We start from the raw sequence: 19,368 nt of genomic DNA, 5'->3' as shown, positions 1-19,368 counted from the left end.
TGCCGCCTGCATTTAGAGGGTATGTTTCCGATAGGCAACGTGTGCCGTTGCGTTTCGGTAAAAAAACTTTACCAAAATTCCTCATTGCGACAGCAAAGCACCGCTTTGCGCCGCTTGCAGCCCACCGCCACAGCCCATAACGTCGCGCCAGACACCAAACGAAGCGAGGTCCCGATGCGCGACGCTGCCCCCCAAACGATCTATCTGAAAGACTACACGCCGTTCGGCTATATCGTGGACAGCGTGCACCTGACCTTTGATTTGGCAGCCCATGCGACCCGTGTGACCTCACGCATTGCGTTCCGCCCGAACCCCGACGCATCAGACCGCACCTTCTTTCTGCATGGTGAAGACCTGACCCTGATCCGCGCGTCAATCGACGGCGTCGAAATCTCTCCTGAAATCACCGACAAGGGGCTCACCGCCCCTGCCCCCGACGCGCCATTTGTCTGGGAGGCCGAGGTTGAGATCGACCCCGGCAACAACACCGCGCTTGAGGGGCTGTATATGTCCAACGGCATGTACTGCACCCAGTGCGAGGCCGAAGGGTTCCGCAAGATTACCTATTACCCCGACCGCCCTGACGTGATGTCCACCTTCACCGTGCGTATCAATGGCGATCTGCCGGTGCTGCTGTCCAACGGCAACCCCTCGGGCAAAGGCAAAGGCTGGGCCGAGTGGACCGATCCGTGGCCCAAACCCGCCTATCTGTTCGCGCTAGTCGCAGGTGATCTGATCGCCCATCCCGGCCAATTCACCACCATCTCCGGTCGTGACGTCGAACTGAACCTCTGGGTCCGTCCGGGTGATGAAGGCAAGTGCGCCTTTGGGATGGAGGCACTGAAAAAGTCGATGAAATGGGACGAGGACGTCTATGGCCGCGAATACGATTTGGACGTGTTCAATATCGTGGCTGTGGATGATTTCAACATGGGCGCGATGGAGAATAAGGGGCTGAACATCTTTAACTCCTCGGCTGTGCTGGCCAGCCCCGAGACCTCGACCGACATGAATTTCGAGCGGATCGAGGCAATCATCGCGCACGAGTATTTCCACAACTGGACAGGCAACCGCATCACCTGCCGCGACTGGTTCCAATTGTGTTTGAAAGAGGGGCTGACCGTGTTCCGCGACGCACAGTTCACGTCCGATATGCGCTCGGCCCCGGTCAAGCGCATCCACGACGCGATTGACCTACGCGCACGGCAATTCCCCGAGGATAACGGGCCTTTGTCCCATCCGGTTCGGCCCGAGAGCTTTCAGGAAATCAACAACTTCTACACCGCCACAGTCTATGAAAAAGGCGCCGAAGTCATTGGAATGCTGAAACGGCTGGTCGGGGATGAGGCATATACGAAGGCACTGGACCTGTATTTCGACCGTCATGACGGCCAAGCCTGTACGATCGAGGACTGGATCAAGGTTTTCGAGGATACGACCGGGCGCGATCTGAGCCAATTCAAACGTTGGTACAGTCAATCCGGCACACCGCGCGTGACTGTGGCCGAGGATTGGACGGATGGCACCTATACCCTGACCCTGTCGCAGCGCACCGAACCCACGCCGGGTCAGGATGAGAAACAGCCGCAAGTGATCCCCGTGGCTGTCGGTCTGCTGGGCCCCAACGGAGACGAGGTCCGCGCGACCGAGGTCCTGGAACTGACCGAAGCCGGCCAGAGCTTCACCTTTACCGGACTTGCGGCCAAGCCAACCGCTTCGATCCTGCGGGATTTCTCGGCCCCGGTTATTCTGGAGCAGGTTCAAAGCAGCGCGGAACGTGCCTTTTTGCTGGCCCATGACACCGACCCGTTCAACCGCTGGCAGGCAGGGCGTTCGCTGGCCGAGGAAACTCTGCTGGCGATGATCCAAACCGGCGCGTCCCCCGATGCCGACTATCTGGACGGGCTGCTGGCCGTGCTGCGGGACCGCGATCTGGACCCGGCCTATCGTGCTCTGATGCTGGGCCTGCCGACGCATTCAGAACTGGCGGCAGCTTTGCACGAACGTGGTGAAACACCTGATCCAATGGCGATCTGGACCGCTGTAGAAACCCTGCGGCAGGTAACCGCGCAGCATGTGCAGGACCTGCTGCCGCGTCTTCACAGCGAAACCGTGATTGATGCGCCCTTTAGCCCTGACGCCGAACAATCAGGCAAGCGCGCGCTGGGTGGCGCTGCACTGGCACTGACCTCGCGACTGGACGGTGGAGCCAAGGCGACCGGGGACTACGTCGATGCCGACAACATGACGCAGCAACTGACCGCCCTGTCCTGCCTGCTGCGCGCAGGGAAAGGTGAGGCAGAACTGTCCGCCTTCTACGACCAGTGGCAGCATGACAGGCTGGTGATGGACAAATGGTTCGGCCTACAGGTTTCAATGGCTGCGCCCGAAACCACAGCAGATGTGGCACGCAAGCTGACCGAGCACCCGGATTTCAACTGGAGGAACCCCAACCGTTTCCGCGCGGTTATGGGAGCGTTGGCGATGAACCACGCAGGGTTCCACCGCGAAGATGGTGCCGGGTACGCCCTGCTTGCCGACTGGTTGATCAAGCTGGACCCCGTCAACCCGCAGACCACCGCAAGAATGTGTTCGGCCTTTCAGACGTGGAAACGGTATGACGCAGATCGTCAGGACCTGATCCGCACACAACTGAGGCGTATTGCCGATACAGCGGGTCTGTCGCGCGATACGACCGAAATGGTTTCGCGCATTCTGGGCGCATGACGCCGTTCACGTATACAAGGCACAACCGATCGCCACGGTCGGTTGCAATCCTGATCCTGGTCTACGCGGCCCTCATTGCGTTGGTGATCCTGTTCGACGCTGTCTGGTGGTTTGTCGGCTTGCTTGCCCTGACTACTCTGCCTGCGCTTTGGGACATCCTACAGGACACCAGCGCGGGGCTGACGCTCGATCAAGACGAGCTGAGTTGGTTCACCGGAGCCCGCCAAGCCAAAGTCACTCTAGCCGACATCGACTATGTCCGGTTTGACACGCGCTGGGACTTCACAGTGCGCGTGTCACTGGTTCTGAACACGGGAAAACGAATACGGCTACCAGATGAATCAACCCCACCCCACACCGAATTTGAGCCGGTTCTACAGCAGTCTGGGTTAAGGGTTGAACGGCATCATTTCAGGGTTTTCTAGGCTTAATCGCGAGAAAAAAGCCTCACTGTTCACCAATTCAGGACAAAAAGCCCCCTAAATCTTGAATTTGATGCAAATTCCGGTGACCTTTGATCTTACGTTACCAGTTTTTGCAGTTCCGAGTTTCACCATGTTCCGGTTTTTTCGTACACAGAATCCCACCGCTCCGTCTTCTTGCATGCAGTTGCAGGCAGACATGCACCTTTCGTCTGATGTAGCCGCCGCGCTGCCGGATCAGGGGCAACTCAACATCCCAGTGGCGGAGATGCGAGCCGAGGATTTGATCGGCCGCGAAACAATCGAAAACGGACGGCATCTGGCGCGTCAGGGGCGTTGGACAGAACTCTCACGACAAATGCGTGCGGCCGACGAAACCCGTGAAGCCGCACCCGACGGGATGCCGATCGCGGACCTGCTGGCTTTTGGCGCTCGTTCGGACGTTGTTCTGGCGGTCGAACACGCCCTGTCTGATGGGAAGGCACTGTCAGAATACGACCTGCTGTGCGGAATATCCGAGCTGGAAGACGAGATGCGCGAACATGACGGTGATCCCATGATCGCCCTAGTGGTTGCTCTTGCGCATATCGACTTGGCATGGGCATGGCGTGGCACCTCAACGGACGCCAAACTGCCGACCCTGCACCAGTCCCGCTGCGCGGCCCATTTTGATCGAGCGGCGGCGATCTTGCCAAAGTGCCGCGAAGCTGCGCCGGACAGTGCGCTTGTCGCATCTGCAGACTGCGCATTGCTTGCAGGGCAGCGCAGGACCAACATCCGCGTTGCCGACAAGTACGAGCGTCTGATCACTCTGGACCCGCATAACCAACGCCACATGCGCGCTATGGGGACGCACCTGCTGCCACGCTGGTTCGGCAGCTACGACGAGCTTGAGGTTCAAGCCCTGCGCAACGCCGCACGGACCCATGCAATCTGGGGCGCGGGTGGTTATACGTGGGCGCAGTTCGACGCCATTGCCCTTGACCCAGAGGCATGTGCCCGGCTGGACGTAGAGTACTTTCTTGAAGGGCTACACGACATTCTGAACCGCCGACCGGACCAGGAAACCGTCAACATGCTGGCGGCCTACTGCGCCATCACGATCCAAAGCGGCGCTGGCCTGAACGAAAAGGCCGACGAAGTGCGCGCGCAAATTCACGAGGCCGCAAACTGGCTGATCCGCGACCACATGACCGAGCTGCATCCGCTGATCTGGGCGCACGCTGCCAATGGGTTCAACAACTCGGTCCGCATCAACTCGCCCGAGAGGTTTGCGGCGCGTGGGCACCGCGATGCCCTGCGTGCGATTGGCGATTTGTTCCGCGAAGAATTGCGCAGCGGCATGGACGTCACCTTTACGCCTTCGGGTCTGCACCTGTCAGGTCACTGATTCCCCCTTGCTCCTTTGGCGCAGCGCGCCTAATACGCAGGCTTAGACTTCTGCGGAAATAGAGGCGCGCCATGCTCGACCTGACATACGAAATGCCCAAAATCAAAACCATTGCCGGGGCCAAGCACGATTGGGAACTGGTAATCGGGATGGAGGTGCACGCTCAGGTCTCGTCCAATGCCAAGCTGTTTTCCGGCGCGTCGACCCAATTCGGGGCCGAGCCGAACTCGAACGTGGCCTTCGTGGACGCGGCGATGCCGGGTATGCTGCCTGTTATCAACGAATATTGCGTCGAACAGGCGGTGCGCACCGGGCTGGGCCTGAAGGCAGATATCAACCTGAAATCGGCGTTTGACCGCAAGAACTATTTCTACCCTGACCTGCCGCAGGGCTACCAGATCTCGCAGCTTTACCACCCCATCGTGGGCGAAGGCGAAGTGCTGGTGGAAATGGGCGACGGCACCGCGCGTATGGTGCGCATCGAACGCATCCACATGGAGCAAGACGCCGGTAAGTCCATCCACGACATGGACCCGCATATGTCCTTTGTCGACCTGAACCGCACGGGCGTCTGCCTGATGGAGATCGTCAGCCGCCCCGATATCCGTGGCCCCGAAGAAGCCGCCGCCTATATCGCCAAGCTGCGCCAGATCATGCGCTATCTGGGCACCTGTGACGGCAACATGCAGAACGGCAACCTGCGGGCGGACGTGAACGTCTCAATCTGTTTGCCGGGTGCGTATGAGAAGTACCAGGAAACACAGGACTTCTCGCATCTGGGCACCCGCTGCGAGATCAAGAACATGAACTCAATGCGCTTTATCCAGCAAGCAATTGAGGTCGAGGCCCGCCGTCAGATCGCCATTGTCGAAGGTGGTGGCGAGGTCGAGCAGGAAACCCGCCTGTATGACCCGGACAAGGGTGAGACCCGTTCGATGCGGTCCAAGGAAGAGGCGCACGACTATCGCTATTTCCCCGATCCCGACCTTCTGCCGTTGGAGATTGAACAGGCTTGGGTCGATGACATCGCCGCCAAGCTGCCCGAACTTCCCGACGCCAAGAAAGTGCGGTTTATCGAGTCGTTTGGCCTGACGGACTATGACGCTTCGGTCCTGACCGCCGAAGTGGAATCAGCCGCGTATTTCGAGGAAGTCGCCAAGGGTCGCAACGGCAAGCTGGCCGCGAACTGGGTGATCAACGAGCTGTTCGGTCGGTTGAAGAAAGAAGACCACGACATCACTGAATCGCCGGTTTCGCCCACGCAACTAGGTGGGATCATCGACCTGATCTCGTCGGATGCCATCTCGGGCAAGATCGCCAAAGACCTGTTCGAGATCGTCTATACCGAAGGCGGCGACCCGGCGCAGATCGTCGAAGATCGCGGCATGAAGCAGGTCACGGATACCGGCGCGATTGAGGCTGCTTTGGATGAGATCATCGCCGCCAACCCCGCGCAGGTCGAAAAGGCCAAGGTGAACCCGAAACTGGCGGGCTGGTTCGTGGGTCAGGTGATGAAAGCCACCGGCGGCAAGGCCAACCCTAAGGCCGTGAATGAACTGGTGAGCAAAAAGCTAGGCTCGTAAGTCATCCGATTTCAAGGCAATTAGCGGCTGAGCGTTGCGCGCCCGGCCGCTTTTCTTTTGCGCTGACATGCGGCAAGACTAGAACCGGAAACCCTCTGGCACACGAAGATGACTTTCCCAATGCTGTCAACGTGCTAGATTGCCGGGAACTGACAGGTAGGAAGATCCGATGCCGCGCTACGAATACAAAGTTGTCCCTGCTCCGCAGAAAGGTGCCAAAGCCAAAGGCGCTAAAACCGTCGAGGATCGTTTCGCCGTGTCAGTGGAACAGGTACTGAACCAAATGGGACAGGACGGATGGGAATACCAGCGCGCCGAACTTCTGCCCAGCGAGGAACGGTCTGGCTTGACCGGGTCGACCGTCAACTGGCGCAATGTTCTAGTGTTTCGCCGTGCCGTCGAAGATGAGCCCGCGCCTGCACTGACAGAGATCCCGAACGACACAGTCATGGCGCAGCCGATTCCCGGACCCAGCGAAGTGGACGCTCCTGCTCCTATCGCCGAGCAAGCCGAGGAGCCGCCACTGTCTCTTAAGGGCACCGAAGTGGAATTTCGGCATACCGAAAAACCCTAGACCGTCTCGGCCCGCCCCTAAACGCCAATATCCAGCGCAAGTGCGTGGATGCGCGGGACGATGTCGCCCAGCGCCTTGTGAACAGCGCGATGTCGCGCCACACGGGACTTGCCCTCAAACGCAGAGGCACGAATACGGACGTTAAAGTGGCTTTCGCCCCCCTCTTGATACCCGGCATGACCGCGGTGGCTTTCGCTATCATCGACCACCTCAAGCTCATGCGGATCAAAGGCAGCCTGCAGGCAGGTACGGATTTCGTCGGTCACAGTCATTTTTACGCCTAGCGGCAAAATTTTTGCCGCCCCCCTCTTCTACTTTCGGCTGCTTAGATTAAACTGCTGCCTCCGAGTCGAGAAGATGCGTTCTTAAGGATCACAGCATGACGAAATCAGACCCCTTTGGATTCGATATGTCCGTCTCCAACGCCAAGAAAAAGAACCCGCGTGGTCGCCGGGGGATGTCGGGCGCGTCTGAAACCTCGGTACGCATCTGTGACCACGAAGGGTGCGAAGAAGCGGGAAAGTTCCGTGCGCCCAAAGCGCCGGACGTTCTGGACGATTTCTTCTGGTTCTGCCAGCAGCACGTGCGCGAATATAACCAGAAATGGAACTTCTTCGACGGCACGACCGAGGCTGAAATGAACGCGCAGCGGTCCAAGGGCAAGGTCTGGGAACGTGAAACCAAGCCCATGGGTGACCCCGAAGCGCGTGCATGGGCTCGTTTGGGCATCGAAGATCCGCATCAGGTGCTAGGCGCGAACGCCACCAAGAACCCCGGTCGCACATCCGGCGGTGGTGGCCGCCGTCTTCCGCCCACCGAACGCCGCGCGATCGAGATTCTCGAGGCGAATGACAGCTGGACCAAGGCAGAGGTGCGCAAGGCGTACAAGAAGCTGATCAAGGTTCTTCACCCGGATATGAATGGCGGGGACCGATCTCAGGAAGAACAACTGCAAGAGGTCGTTTGGGCTTGGGATCAGATCAAGGACAGCCGGAACTTTAAGTAATTCCGCAGATTACCGGAACAAACCTTGCAATGTGCTGGCCTCGGTTCGCTTGAGACAACGCAGCCGCGTTTGTAGCTTTGATCTGGTGTGTTCCAGTTCGGGAAACAGCGCAAGCAATTCGGCAATGTCCTCGCGGTGGAAGGACTTCAGCGCGCGATCCCCCAGAAACAGGCTTTCGCTGCGCAAACCGTGGGATGTCAGTATGGCGTGTTCCTCGCAGGCGATGTGATAGTACGTCACCGGCTTACCCGCTTGCACCTGATGGACTGTATCTCCGTTCACCAGATGAATGGCGGCACAAAAGACGCTGTCTTCACCGAACAGTAACTCGGCCCGCCACCCCTCGAGAACGATCCGGTGCTGCGGCGACACATAGAGATCCCGGCTGGGCAACCCCGCACCCAACGCATCGCGCTGAATCCGCACCGGCCGGTACTTTGGCTGAATATGCAAGGTATGCGCACTAAGGGTTCGTTGACCGATCCAGACAATGGGTAGAGATTGCCCCTCTGCCCCACGAACCCAATCCCCGACTTTCAGGTCCTCTACGGCGCGTGGACCTCGATCTGTCTCGATCAACGTGCCTACGACAAAGCATGGCGGGTCCGTCGGGTCGAGATCGCCCTGATCAATCTTCCAGTTGCCGGTACGCATCGGGCCAGTCGGATTATTGGTATCCCAGGCATAAATATTGCCGCCGACTCGGATAAATTCACCGGATTCACCGGTTCCCCGATAGTTCCCCTGACCAAGATAGGTATAGGGCTGATAGGTTGTCCCCCCATCAAAAGAGATTGTCTGGCCATCAATGATTGCAGTTTGCGTCGAGTTGCGAACGATATAGTCACCACCTCCGGTGGTCCTTACATCATGAAGGAGCACGTCAAATGCCATGGACTGCCCCCCTTGCCCTGCAAAGCGCCAACACAGGCTTGCCACCGCCCGACAGGACGCAGCAATCACACGTGAGTTTGACCTTGGAAACCATGGCCCGCACTCTGCACTCTCACAAAAACACTACACTTCGCCAGTCTAACCGCCAACTAGCTCAAATCAAAACAACATATTGACTGATTTCTCAGATGGTTGCAGCAGCGCTATGTGACAACTGCTCGTCCGTCCCGATAGAGGATGAATGTTGCTGGGACTGGGAACTATGAGCAGACGTGCTTTCGGCCTGTGGATGAGAGCGGCCCAATCAAACTACCAGCGACATTTCTCAGTGACGAAAAGTACACGACTTTGAGGCCAGCACAGAAGAAACACCCGCCAGCGGCACTGCGCGGGCGGCTTTCCCTTGCCCTTGCTCGTAATATGTTGCACCACACACAGGGTCGGAAGCCCCGCTCGAGGCTGCGGTATCAGGATAAGGACGACAGGCATGGATTGGCCGATTGACGCAAACGCACACCCTACAGAAGAAATTTCGGTCCGCGAAGTATTCGGCATTGACTCCGACATGCAGGTCAAACGCTTTTACGAATTGACTGAGCGGGTGCCCGAAATCGACCCGACATACAAGTTTGACCCTGAAACCACTCTGGCGATCCTAGCAGGCTTTACTCATAACCGTCGGGTGATGATCCAAGGTTATCACGGCACAGGTAAGTCGACACATATCGAACAGGTTGCCGCCCGCCTGAACTGGCCTGCTGTACGCGTGAACCTCGACAGTCACATCAGCCGGATCGACCTGATTGGTAAAGACGCGATCAAACTGCGTGATGGCGTTCAAATCACCGAATTCAGCGAAGGTATCCTGCCTTGGGCTTTGCGCAACCCAGTTGCGATCGTGTTTGACGAATACGATGCCGGACGTGCGGACGTGATGTTCGTGCTGCAGCGGGTTCTGGAAGCCAACGGTAGCCTGACCCTGCTGGACCAGAACGAGATTCTGACCCCGCACCGGTATTTCCGTATGTTCGCCACCGCCAACACTGTTGGCTTGGGTGACACGACGGGTCTTTATCACGGGACACAGCAGATCAACCAAGCCCAGATGGACCGCTGGTCCCTTGTCGCCACGCTGAACTACCTCAGTCATGACGCCGAAACGATGATCGTTCTGTCCAAGGCACCGCACTACAACACGGCCGAAGGTCGCAAGATCGTCAGTCAGATGGTCAGCGTCGCCGACCTGACCCGCACCGCCTTCATGAACGGCGATCTGTCCACGGTGATGAGCCCCCGGACCGTTATCAACTGGGCTCAGAACGCCGAGATTTTCCGTGACATTGGCTACGCCTTCCGCCTGTCATTCCTGAACAAATGCGACGAGCTGGAGCGCCAGACGGTGGCCGAGTTCTACCAGCGCTGCTTTGATGAGGAACTGCCCGAAAGCGCGGCAAGCGCCAGCTTGGGTTAAAAAACGGCAAGCGCTTTTGGGTTCTTCAAAAGGGGCCAAGAGCGCTGGATGTTTAATCGCGCTCGACGCGGATGATATCGCCGCAACCGAAACTCGTTTTCTTCACGGGGCGTTTGGCGCTTAGGCCGGAAATCGGGGCCGACCCTATGGTCAAGACACTGGAATGGCTCTAGGTTGCCGGGACAGAACAAGACCGGACCTGCCGCCGATGAGCAAACAAAACGATAACCCCGCCGATCCGTTCAAGAAGGCTCTGGCCGAGGCCACAAAAGTGATGGCCGACGATCCTGAGCTGAATGTGTCCTATACGGTCGATCCGTCGGGCATGTCGGGCGAGTCGATGCGCCTGCCGCAAGTCAGTCGCCGAATGACTCGGGAAGAAGTGTTGTTGGCGCGCGGCACGGCGGACGCGCTTGCATTGCAGCGCAGGTATCACGACGACGCGACCCACGCGCGGTATGCCCCTCCGGGTGATATGGCGCGGGATCTCTATGAGGCGATGGAGACTGCCCGGTGCGAAGCGATGGGGGCACGCGATATGCCCGGCACCGCCAGCAATATCGACGTCAAGATCGGGCATGAGGCGATCCGGCGCGGTTATGATCAGTGCAAACAGCCTGCGGACGCGCCTCTTTCGGTCGCGGCAGGATACCTGATCCGCCACTTGGCAACCGGGCGCGACCTGCCCCCGGCAGCAGCCAACGTTATGAACCTGTGGCGCGGCTTCATCGAGGAACAATCGGGCGGAACGCTTGAAAACCTAAATGAAATCCTGTCCGATCAGGCAGAATTTGCCAGGTTCGCCCGTCAGATGATCAAAGATCTCGGCTACGGCGACCAACTGGGCGACGATCCTGATGAACTGGACGACGAGCAGGAAGATCAGGCCGAGGAGGACGCGGAAGAACAGCCCGATCCTGATAGCACTGGTCAGGACGACCAGGATGAACAGGACGCTGACGCCACGCCCGAACAGACCCAGGAAGAGCAGCAGGACCAATCTCAGGCACAGGTCTCGATGGACGAGATGGCCGACGAGGAGATGGGCGAAGAAGCTGAGATGCCCGAAGGGGAAGCTCCGCTAGAGCCGCCTGCCCCGCCGCCTGCGTCCGAAGCGGATCCTGATTATAAGGTCTATCTGAATACCTTCGACGAAGAGATCGAGGCCGAGGATTTGGCCGAACCCGCCGAACTGGAACGGCTGCGCGCCTATCTCGATCAGCAGCTTGAACCGCTTAAGGGGGCGGTGAGCCGTCTGGCCAACAAGCTGCAACGCCGCCTTCAGGCTCAGCAGAACCGTTCGTGGGAATTCGACCGCGAGGAAGGCATTTTGGATGCGGGGCGTCTGGCGCGTGTCATCGCGAACCCGACAACTCCGCTTAGCTTCAAAGTCGAGAAGGATACCGAGTTCCGAGATACCGTTGTGACGCTGTTGCTGGACAACTCGGGGTCGATGCGGGGCCGCCCGATCTCGATCGCGGCGATCTGCGCAGATGTTCTGGCGCGGACACTTGAACGCTGCAACGTAAAGGTCGAAATTCTAGGCTTCACCACCCGCGCCTGGAAAGGTGGTCAGGCGCGTGAGGCATGGCTGAACGACGGTCGACCCCAGCAACCCGGTCGACTGAACGACCTTCGCCATATCATTTACAAGGGCGCGGATGCCCCGTGGCGTCGCGCGCGCCCCAATCTGGGGCTGATGATGAAAGAAGGTCTACTGAAGGAAAATATCGACGGTGAGGCGCTGGAATGGGCGCATCGCCGGATGATGATGCGACGCGAACAGCGCAAGATTTTGATGGTGATATCGGATGGTGCGCCGGTTGACGATTCAACTCTCAGCGTTAACCCCGCGAATTATCTGGAAAAACACCTGCGCGATGTGATCGCAATGGTCGAAAAGCGCAAGATGGTCGAGTTGTTGGCCATCGGGATCGGCCATGATGTGACGCGCTATTACGACCGGGCAGTTACAATTACGGATGTCGAACAACTGGCCGGCGCGATGACAGAACAACTGGCCGCCCTGTTCGACAGCGATCCAAGGGCGCGCGCCCGTGTTATGGGGATGAAAAGAGCGGGCTAATACCATTTCCCGAAAACAAGTCGGGGTTTGCTCCGATCTGAACGAGGTGAGACATGTTTCAATCCTTTGCCGTGACCGCTCGTCCGGAACAAGGCCCGCCGAGGCTGGCTGCACTACGAACCGAGATGGCGCGCGAGGGGTTGGATGGCTTTCTGATCCCACGTGCAGACGCGCATCAGGGTGAGTACGTCGCCCAGAGGGATGAGCGTCTGGCATGGCTGACCGGTTTTACCGGGTCGGCCGGATTTTGCGCCGCCCTGACCGATGTCGCAGGGGTGTTTGTGGACGGGCGCTACCGCACGCAGGTCAAGGCACAGGTTGCGTCCGGCTACGCCCCGGTACCGTGGCCCGAAGTCGGCTTGAGTGCGTGGTTGAAGGAACAACTGCCAAATGGCGGGAAAGTGGGCTTTGACCCCTGGCTGCATGCGGCCGGTCAAATCTCTGGCGCTCTGAAAGAGTTGTCCGGCAGCGGCATCGAGCTGGTGCGCAGCCCCAATCTGGTCGACCGCATTTGGAAGGACCAACCGGAACCGCCGCTAAACCCGGTCAAAGAGCATCCTTTGGAATTCGCAGGTGAAACCGCAGAGAGTAAAATCACGCGTCTTGCCAAGGATTTGCGCGAGGCAGGATGCTCGGCCGCTGTGATCACGCTGCCGGACTCGATCATGTGGCTGTTGAACATTCGCGGTTCTGACATCGGGTACAATCCCGTTGCCCACGGTTTTGCAATTTTGCACGTAGATGGGTCAGTGGACTTGTTCATGGCCAAGGAAAAACTAGTCATTCCTCTGGGCGATCAGGTGGCTGTCCACGAACCAAACGCATTCTTGGACAGTCTCGCCACGCTTGAGGGCAAGATACAGGTCGATCTGGGCACATTGCCTCAGGCCGTGGCAGATGTGTTGCAAGACCGGATGGTGGACGGCGGCGATCCATGCGCCCTGCCCAAAGCCTGTAAGAACCCTGCCGAGATCGCCGGCAGCGCCGAGGCCCATTTGCGCGACGCTGTAGCCGTGGTCGAAACGCTCTGCTGGCTGGATGCGCAAGCCCTCGGCACAGTGACGGAAACACAAGTCGTAGCCCGGCTGGAAGAAAACCGGCGCAAGGACAACGCACTGCAGGACATCTCGTTCGACACAATCGCCGGAACCGGACCCAACGGTGCAATCATGCACTACCGGGTTACCGAAGAAACCGACAGCCTGCTGAACGACGGGCACATATTGGTTTTGGACAGCGGTGGCCAGTATTTGGACGGCACCACTGATATCACTCGAACCATTGCCATCGGGGATGTTGGGGTCGAGGAAAAAACCTGCTTTACCCGCGTGCTGAAGGGCATGATCAACATGTCCATGCTGCGCTGGCCGGTCGGTTTGGCCGGGCGTGACATTGAGTGCATCGCGCGCGCACCGCTTTGGGCGGCGGGGCAAGACTTTAACCATGGCGTCGGTCACGGAGTCGGGGCGTACCTAAGCGTACACGAGGGGCCCCAGCGCCTGTCTCGCGTCAGCTCTGTCCCACTACAACCCGGTATGATCCTGTCGAACGAACCGGGCTATTATCGTGAAGGAGCGTTCGGGATCAGGATCGAAAATTTGGTTGTCGTACAGGAAGCACCTGCCCTACCCGGTGGCGATGCCGAGCGCGCAATGCTGAATTGGCGAACCCTTACCTATGTTCCTATCGACCGGCGGTTGATCGTGGTCGACATGCTGACGGCCGAGGAACGCGGTTGGCTTAACGACTATCATCGCGACGTTGCGGAAAAAATCCGGCCAAGGCTGGGCGCAGAGGCGCAACTGTGGTTGGATGCCGCAACCAAGCCGGTCTGACACCGGGCTGTTACAATCACCGGGCAGAGGAGAAGCCCGGAAAAAAAGATGAGGGGAAGGAACAGGTATGGCCAAGATCACAATCCGAAAAGCACCAGGAAAATGGAGCGTTCGATCAGGCGGCGCGGTACTGGGCGAAAGCACAAATGCACTGGAGTTGTTGGAAGGTGATCTGGAGCCAGTTATCTATTTTCCTCGGTCAGACATCGCTATGGCGTTTCTGGACCGCACCGACAAGCTCACCCATTGCCCGCTCAAGGGTGACGCCACGCATTTTTCGATCGTCAACAAGTCATCGACTACCGAAAACGCCGCTTGGAGCTATGAGGACCCAATCCCCGAAGTCTCTGAAATCAAAGGGCATGTCGCCTTTTACCGAATCGAATCGGTTAAGGTTGAGCAGATTTAAATCGCCTCTCGTACCGCGTTAGATGCGGCAAGGTCATGGCGCACGCGGCCGAATGCCTGCGCCATTGAAGTCAACGTATGCGGCGGACAGCCGATCTCGGGCAGGCAGGACGCATCAATAGCGCGCACGCGCCCGTTGAATGCAGATTTCACTACCTGGTCTACCGGTTCTTTCCGCCGTCCAATCGTCAATCGGTGATAGTGAAACCCCTGCCCCGGATCTGTCACGCCCAATGAGCCGCGAACTTTGTGTGACGTGAACCAGCCAAGAAGATCCTGCAAACCCTCGTCCAGATCAAGGTTCGGCATCTGAATGGCTTCGATTCGCCCATGCCGTGGCAAATAGCGAAGCTGAACTTGGGTTTTCGGGGTCCATATCCGCACGGGTTGAACAAAATCAATCATTCGCCCAACGCGACGCCCCCTGAACCGTGGACCGAACCCGAACCGCGTTGTCAAAAGGCTGACCGGTGCCTGCGAAACAGTGTAAACCGAAGCGAACAGGTCGCACCGACCGTCCTTTTTCCGCCTAATCGTCATCGCGTTGTAGTTTCCCCGCTTTGTATAACTGCGCGGCGACCCCAGAACCCGACCTAGCCTGAGACAGTTGATCGTATAAGGCGCATGATCACTAAAACCGGTTTCAGAAACATGCGAGAGGCTGCGCGCCAATATCGAAGCCGTGCCGAAAACACCCGCCGCCAAAAAGACGCAACGCGCGCGAAGCTGAGAGCCATCGTCCAGTTCCAGACGCACGGTTTCGCGCTCCAACTCGATACGGTTCACGCGACCGGCCCGAACTTCGACGTCAGACATTTGGTGCAATCGTTGCTTTACGGCGTTGGCCATAGCACGCAACCCGGAACCCGGCGCTCCTTTCGTTCCGGTCAAAAGCCTCGGAGCGCATTTTTCATAGCCGTTTTCCAAGTTTTCTTGCCGGTCACCGCCAACCACTTCAAAATCGGATTGCAGCGCCCTGCACGCCTCGGCGTAGGCTTTCCAATTCTTCAAAAAGGGACCCCGCCCCCAAGGGTCATCGCTTTCATACACCTGAAGCTGTTTTCCCCAGTAATTTGCAAAGCCGCCCACCTCGGCCGAGGCAAACATCGGGGGTGCATCACCCACAACCGCAGTCCGCTCGGCCAGATGTGCCGGTTCTTGCCGCTCGTAGGCGACCGAGACAAACTTGGCGGTCGCCCCTTGAAAAGGCTCGGTCGCGGCCCCGGTGACAACGACCAATGAACCGGAATACCCGCGCATGGCGGTTAGGGCGGCGTAACCAGCGGGACCGGCGCCAACCAAGGCAACGTCAAAAATACGCATGACACAGCCCCGCGTTCAAAACCCTGCGCTGCACGGATCGACAGGTATTTTGGCTGCTGTTGAACGCACTGATGCCGCGCCTCATTCCACAGACGAACAGCCGCAGATCAAGAATGAGGCTTCTTGTTCGACAAGAGTACCGATAAGCGAGACGCAGTAAAAACATATGAATTGCCCCCAAATCAAATGAGCCTTGGTGCAAAGTCGTATTTTCGTCGTCCAGTCGTTTGTAGGTCCGCGTTTTCGCGGTGCCAGACATCGGGGAACTGGTAAGGAACTCGCTTAGATACTAAAAAATCAGTCCAGCTTTGCCGGACTTTATAGGAAAATCATGCTTTTGGTCAAGAAAACGGGGATTTTGGCGCATTTTGCATAGTCCCAGCGGGTCTTGCGCGTGGCCAGCTTTTGGACTGCAAAGCCAGTTCCCAACGGGCGTCGTGTTTGATTACTCGGTCTGCAGCCTTGCGCCAGATTTGTGCCTCACGCCTTCCTCACGCGGCTGTTCAATGCATTTGATCAGCAAACCGAGCAAACTGGAAAGGCACACCACCGGAGGACGCCATGCAGATCACCCGACGCAGTTTTTTGGGAACGTTCGGGGCAGGAACTGTTCTGCCCCAAGTGCTTTGGTCGCAAACCGACCCAGTGCTGGAGGCGGTGCGATCAACCCTCTACGGCAGCAGCTCCGAGTTCCAACGGGGCATGGCGTATTTGACAGAGAGGGGCAATCCCGATGTGGTTCCGGCCCTTTTGACCGGGATGCGCTATGGCCGGCAACGCAGCAGCGAGATTGCGAAAGTGATGCGCGACCTGACTGGCGAGACGATCGGCGCTAATTGGTTCGACTGGATGCTTTGGCAAGAAAAGAACCCGCAACTGGCCCCACACCCTTCGCTGATCCCGTTCAAGCGCGAGGTTCTGCTAGGGATCGACCCCAATTTTGACGATTTTCTGCGCCCCGAGTACTTGCAGCGCGACAAGATGAAGATTCGGCTTGAAGAAATTGCCTGGGGCGGCGTTCGCAAGGATGGCATTCCCTCGCTGGACAATCCAACGTTGATATCCGCATCGCGTGCGGACTACCTCAAGGACGACGATCTGGTCTTCGGCGTTTCGATCAACGGGGACGAACGCGCCTATCCTCTGCGGATCATGGGTTGGCACGAAATGTTCAACGAAGTGATCGGGGGCGTTCCTGTCGCGCTTGCCTATTGCACCCTCTGTGGGTCTGGCATCCTGTTTGAAACGCAAGTGGAAGGGAGGCAAGAACCGTTCGTCTTCGGCTCATCGGGTTTTCTGTACCGCTCGAACAAGCTGATGTTCGACCGTAAAACACACTCGCTGTGGAACCAGTATACTGGCCGACCCGTCGTTGGTCCTTTGGTCAACAGTGGGATCGAACTAAACCAGCGACCCGTCGTTATCACCACGTGGCAAAGCTGGAAGACCTCGCACCCCGACACCAAAGTCCTGTCACTCGAAACCGGGCATCGTCGCAACTATGGGTCAGGTGTGGTTTACCGCGAGTATTTCGCCTCGACCGAGTTGATGTTCCCCGCGCAGGTCGATCAGTCTCAGCATCGGCAGAAGGACTACGTTTTCACCATCCGTCAATTCGGCGCGGCGCGGGCGTGGCCTTTGGATGCGTTTACAAACACACGAGTAATCAACGATGCAATCGCCGACCGTCCGCTGGTTCTTGTGGGAAATCCAGACAAACGTTCAGTACGCGCCTATGAACGCAAATCGTATCGCTTCACTGCGTCAGACAGAGTGTTGGTCGATCAAGACGGCCAGAAATGGACTATGACCGAGGAGGAACTGATCGGGCAGGATGGTACGCGATTGCCCCGCGTGGCCGGACACATCTCATACTGGTTCGCATGGGACAATTATCTAGGGGACGCAGCAACCGTGTATCCGGGTTAGGAATGTTCCTCGGCCGCCGTTGCCGCCAGCGCACGGTTATATGCCTTGAGCGCATCAACGTGATACAGCGCGCCCACAGGGTTCTCGCACCCATCCTTATCCACGATAACCACCGGTATGCATGGAATGTCCACCCGGTCGAAATACGGCATTGCCGCTTCAAGGGTGGCACTTGCTTGCACGCAAAGCCCTTGCTCGATCAACTCCAGCGCTTCTTCCTTGGAAATCGACCGTGCATCGCCGAGGGGACGCATAACCGACCCGGCGCGAAGCATCGCCAACAGATAGGCTTGCGGCCCGGCTGCCAGGTGTACGTCGCGCCGTTCCAATTGCGTCAAGAAGAACGACCGATCCACAAGACGTGACGCCAATGCAGTGGACATTGAGACCGAGACCATAACGGCAAGGCCGATCTGCCAATCCCCGGTCAGCTCGAATACGATCAACGTGGTTGATATCGGCGCACCCAGCACCGCAGCCGCCACAGCCCCCATCCCGGCAAATGCGTACAGAGTATGAGTCCCCGAGACATCCGGCAGCAACCCGGTGGCTATCAGGCCAAATGCGAGGCCGGTCAACGCTCCGATCATCAGTGAAGGGGAAAAAACGCCGCCGCCCATGCGCCCGCCCATAGTTATCGCCACCGCGACCGTTTTTATCACGGCAAACAGGATGGCTGCGGTCAGTACCAGATCACCGGCCAAGGCGCGGATTGTTGTTTCGTAGCCGACACCGATGATGTGCGGAAACCAGATCGCCAGAAGTCCGAGCATTGCCCCCGATACGGCCGGTCGCAACCAACGCGGCAAAGACAACCGCGCCTGAATGTGGTTCCCGATATCCTCGGCAAAAAAGATCGAGCGCATCAGCAGCAGGGACACTAGCCCGCAGATCAGCCCAAGGATCAGGAAGGCGGGCAGTTCCACATAAAACTGCAATGAACCGGGCGTCTCGAGCACGAACTCAGTCACATCGCCATATTCCAATCGGTTGATCACCGTCCCCGCGACCGAGGCAATGACGATGGGCGCAAAGGCGTGAACAGCGAAATGGCGCAACACGACCTCTAGCGCGAACAACGCCCCCGCAATCGGAGAATTAAAGCTGGCCGAGACTGCGGCGGCCACAGCGCACCCCAACAGATCGCGACCGGTTATGCCGTCGGCGTGGATACGATTGCTGACCCAAGTGGAAATCACCCCAGCCATATGCACCACCGGCCCTTCACGACCTGTAGAGCCGCCCGTGCTGAGGGTAATCAACGAGGCAAACAGCGACGCAATCCCCGCCTTGCCCTCCACCCTGCCGTTGGTCAGCGCAGCACCTTCGATTACATCGGCAACCGATCGGACGCGGCCGTCATCGGTGAACTTGTGCAGGATAATCCCTACGACCAAACCTCCGATGATCGGGGTTATCAGGATCACGAACCACGGCAGCTTTTCGGCATGGCTGTGCAACAGCAGGATGTCGTCAGTGTCGTATACATAGGCTTGCAATCCCCGGATCGCCTTGCGGAAACCCAGCGCCATGAAACCCGCAGCAACACCGATGGCCAGTGCGATAAACCAAAACTGGATCTGGCTTGGCCCTCGCCGCAGCATTACCCGCCACGCATCCTTGATCGCGGCCAGAGCCTGATTGAGCTGGTTGCGTAAGACTGTGCGGGTTGACTGGGTCATTTGCCCTCGGGGATCAATACATACCCCTTACTAAGCCA

General features: G+C 58.1%; 15 protein-coding genes. 11 read left to right on the top strand and 4 right to left on the bottom strand.

From position 1 onward, the window contains the following. Positions 1-174 precede the first annotated feature (174 nt). From pepN to ACR0KS_RS02515, 5 genes are all read left to right on the top strand, one after another. Positions 175-2,727, top strand: coding sequence for an aminopeptidase N (gene pepN, locus ACR0KS_RS02535; RefSeq protein ID WP_170562314.1), 2,553 nt, complete (start codon positions 175-177; stop codon positions 2,725-2,727). Next, positions 2,724-3,152, top strand: coding sequence for a hypothetical protein (locus ACR0KS_RS02530; protein WP_170562311.1), 429 nt, complete (start codon positions 2,724-2,726; stop codon positions 3,150-3,152). The genes pepN and ACR0KS_RS02530 overlap by 4 nt, the downstream gene beginning before the upstream one ends. Before the next feature lie 196 nt (positions 3,153-3,348). After that, positions 3,349-4,539: a hypothetical protein gene (locus ACR0KS_RS02525; protein ID WP_480693101.1), complete on the top strand. Its 1,191-nt coding sequence runs from the start codon at positions 3,349-3,351 to the stop codon at positions 4,537-4,539. Positions 4,540-4,610: 71 nt separating this feature from the next. Continuing rightward, positions 4,611-6,122 carry an Asp-tRNA(Asn)/Glu-tRNA(Gln) amidotransferase subunit GatB gene (gatB, locus tag ACR0KS_RS02520; protein WP_170562308.1) on the top strand — a complete coding sequence of 504 codons (1,512 nt, stop codon included), beginning with the start codon at positions 4,611-4,613 and terminating at the stop codon, positions 6,120-6,122. 169 nt (positions 6,123-6,291) lie between these two features. After that, positions 6,292-6,696 carry a DUF4177 domain-containing protein gene (locus ACR0KS_RS02515; protein ID WP_170483857.1) on the top strand — a complete coding sequence of 135 codons (405 nt, stop codon included), beginning with the start codon at positions 6,292-6,294 and terminating at the stop codon, positions 6,694-6,696. 17 nt (positions 6,697-6,713) lie between these two features. Here ACR0KS_RS02515 and ACR0KS_RS02510 read toward each other — a convergent pair whose 3' ends face one another. Beyond that, positions 6,714-6,968 carry a BolA family protein gene (locus tag ACR0KS_RS02510; protein WP_170384324.1) on the bottom strand — a complete coding sequence of 85 codons (255 nt, stop codon included), beginning with the start codon at positions 6,966-6,968 and terminating at the stop codon, positions 6,714-6,716. A gap of 107 nt (positions 6,969-7,075) precedes the next feature. Here ACR0KS_RS02510 and ACR0KS_RS02505 point away from each other — a divergent pair, with 107 nt between their 5' ends. Beyond that, positions 7,076-7,702, top strand: coding sequence for a J domain-containing protein (locus tag ACR0KS_RS02505; protein WP_170562306.1), 627 nt, complete (start codon positions 7,076-7,078; stop codon positions 7,700-7,702). A gap of 9 nt (positions 7,703-7,711) precedes the next feature. Here the strand turns inward: ACR0KS_RS02505 and ACR0KS_RS02500 are convergent, their stop codons facing one another. Then, entirely contained in the window at positions 7,712-8,596 is an 885-nt protein-coding gene (locus ACR0KS_RS02500; RefSeq protein ID WP_170562303.1) for a Hint domain-containing protein, read from the bottom strand. Positions 8,597-9,083: 487 nt separating this feature from the next. On the opposite strand from ACR0KS_RS02500, the gene cobS reads away from it, so the two are divergent. The 4 genes from cobS to ACR0KS_RS02480 all read left to right on the top strand — a co-directional run bounded on the left by cobS (position 9,084) and on the right by ACR0KS_RS02480 (position 14,397). After that, positions 9,084-10,067: a cobaltochelatase subunit CobS gene (cobS, locus tag ACR0KS_RS02495; protein WP_170562300.1), complete on the top strand. Its 984-nt coding sequence runs from the start codon at positions 9,084-9,086 to the stop codon at positions 10,065-10,067. A 208-nt stretch (positions 10,068-10,275) separates the two neighbouring features. Next, positions 10,276-12,153, top strand: coding sequence for a cobaltochelatase subunit CobT (gene cobT, locus ACR0KS_RS02490; protein ID WP_170410937.1), 1,878 nt, complete (start codon positions 10,276-10,278; stop codon positions 12,151-12,153). Between the two features lie 53 nt (positions 12,154-12,206). After that, a complete protein-coding gene (locus tag ACR0KS_RS02485) occupies positions 12,207-13,988 on the top strand; it encodes an aminopeptidase P family protein (protein WP_170562297.1) in 1,782 nt (593 codons plus the stop codon). A gap of 67 nt (positions 13,989-14,055) precedes the next feature. Next, the gene (locus tag ACR0KS_RS02480; protein WP_170410943.1) at positions 14,056-14,397 is read left to right on the top strand and encodes a DUF427 domain-containing protein; all 342 of its coding nucleotides are present in this window, start codon (positions 14,056-14,058) and stop codon (positions 14,395-14,397) included. Here ACR0KS_RS02480 and ACR0KS_RS02475 read toward each other — a convergent pair. Then, on the bottom strand, positions 14,394-15,719 hold the full coding sequence (locus ACR0KS_RS02475; protein ID WP_170562294.1) for an NAD(P)/FAD-dependent oxidoreductase: 1,326 nt from the start codon (positions 15,717-15,719) through the stop codon (positions 14,394-14,396). The two genes, ACR0KS_RS02480 and ACR0KS_RS02475, sit on opposite strands and share 4 nt — an antisense overlap. A gap of 561 nt (positions 15,720-16,280) precedes the next feature. Between ACR0KS_RS02475 and ACR0KS_RS02470 the strand changes: the two genes are divergently transcribed. Next, on the top strand, positions 16,281-17,648 hold the full coding sequence (locus tag ACR0KS_RS02470; protein ID WP_170562291.1) for a DUF3179 domain-containing protein: 1,368 nt from the start codon (positions 16,281-16,283) through the stop codon (positions 17,646-17,648). On the opposite strand, the gene ACR0KS_RS02465 is transcribed toward ACR0KS_RS02470, so the two are convergent. After that, positions 17,645-19,330 (bottom strand): chloride channel protein, encoded by a 1,686-nt coding sequence (locus tag ACR0KS_RS02465; protein WP_170562288.1) that lies wholly within the window; start codon positions 19,328-19,330, stop codon positions 17,645-17,647. The genes ACR0KS_RS02470 and ACR0KS_RS02465 overlap by 4 nt on opposite strands. Between the last annotated feature and the right edge of the window lie 38 nt (positions 19,331-19,368).

The sequence above is a fragment of the Ruegeria sp. BC7 genome, assembly GCF_056539165.1.
This window is presented reverse-complemented; position numbering and strand designations above follow the sequence as displayed.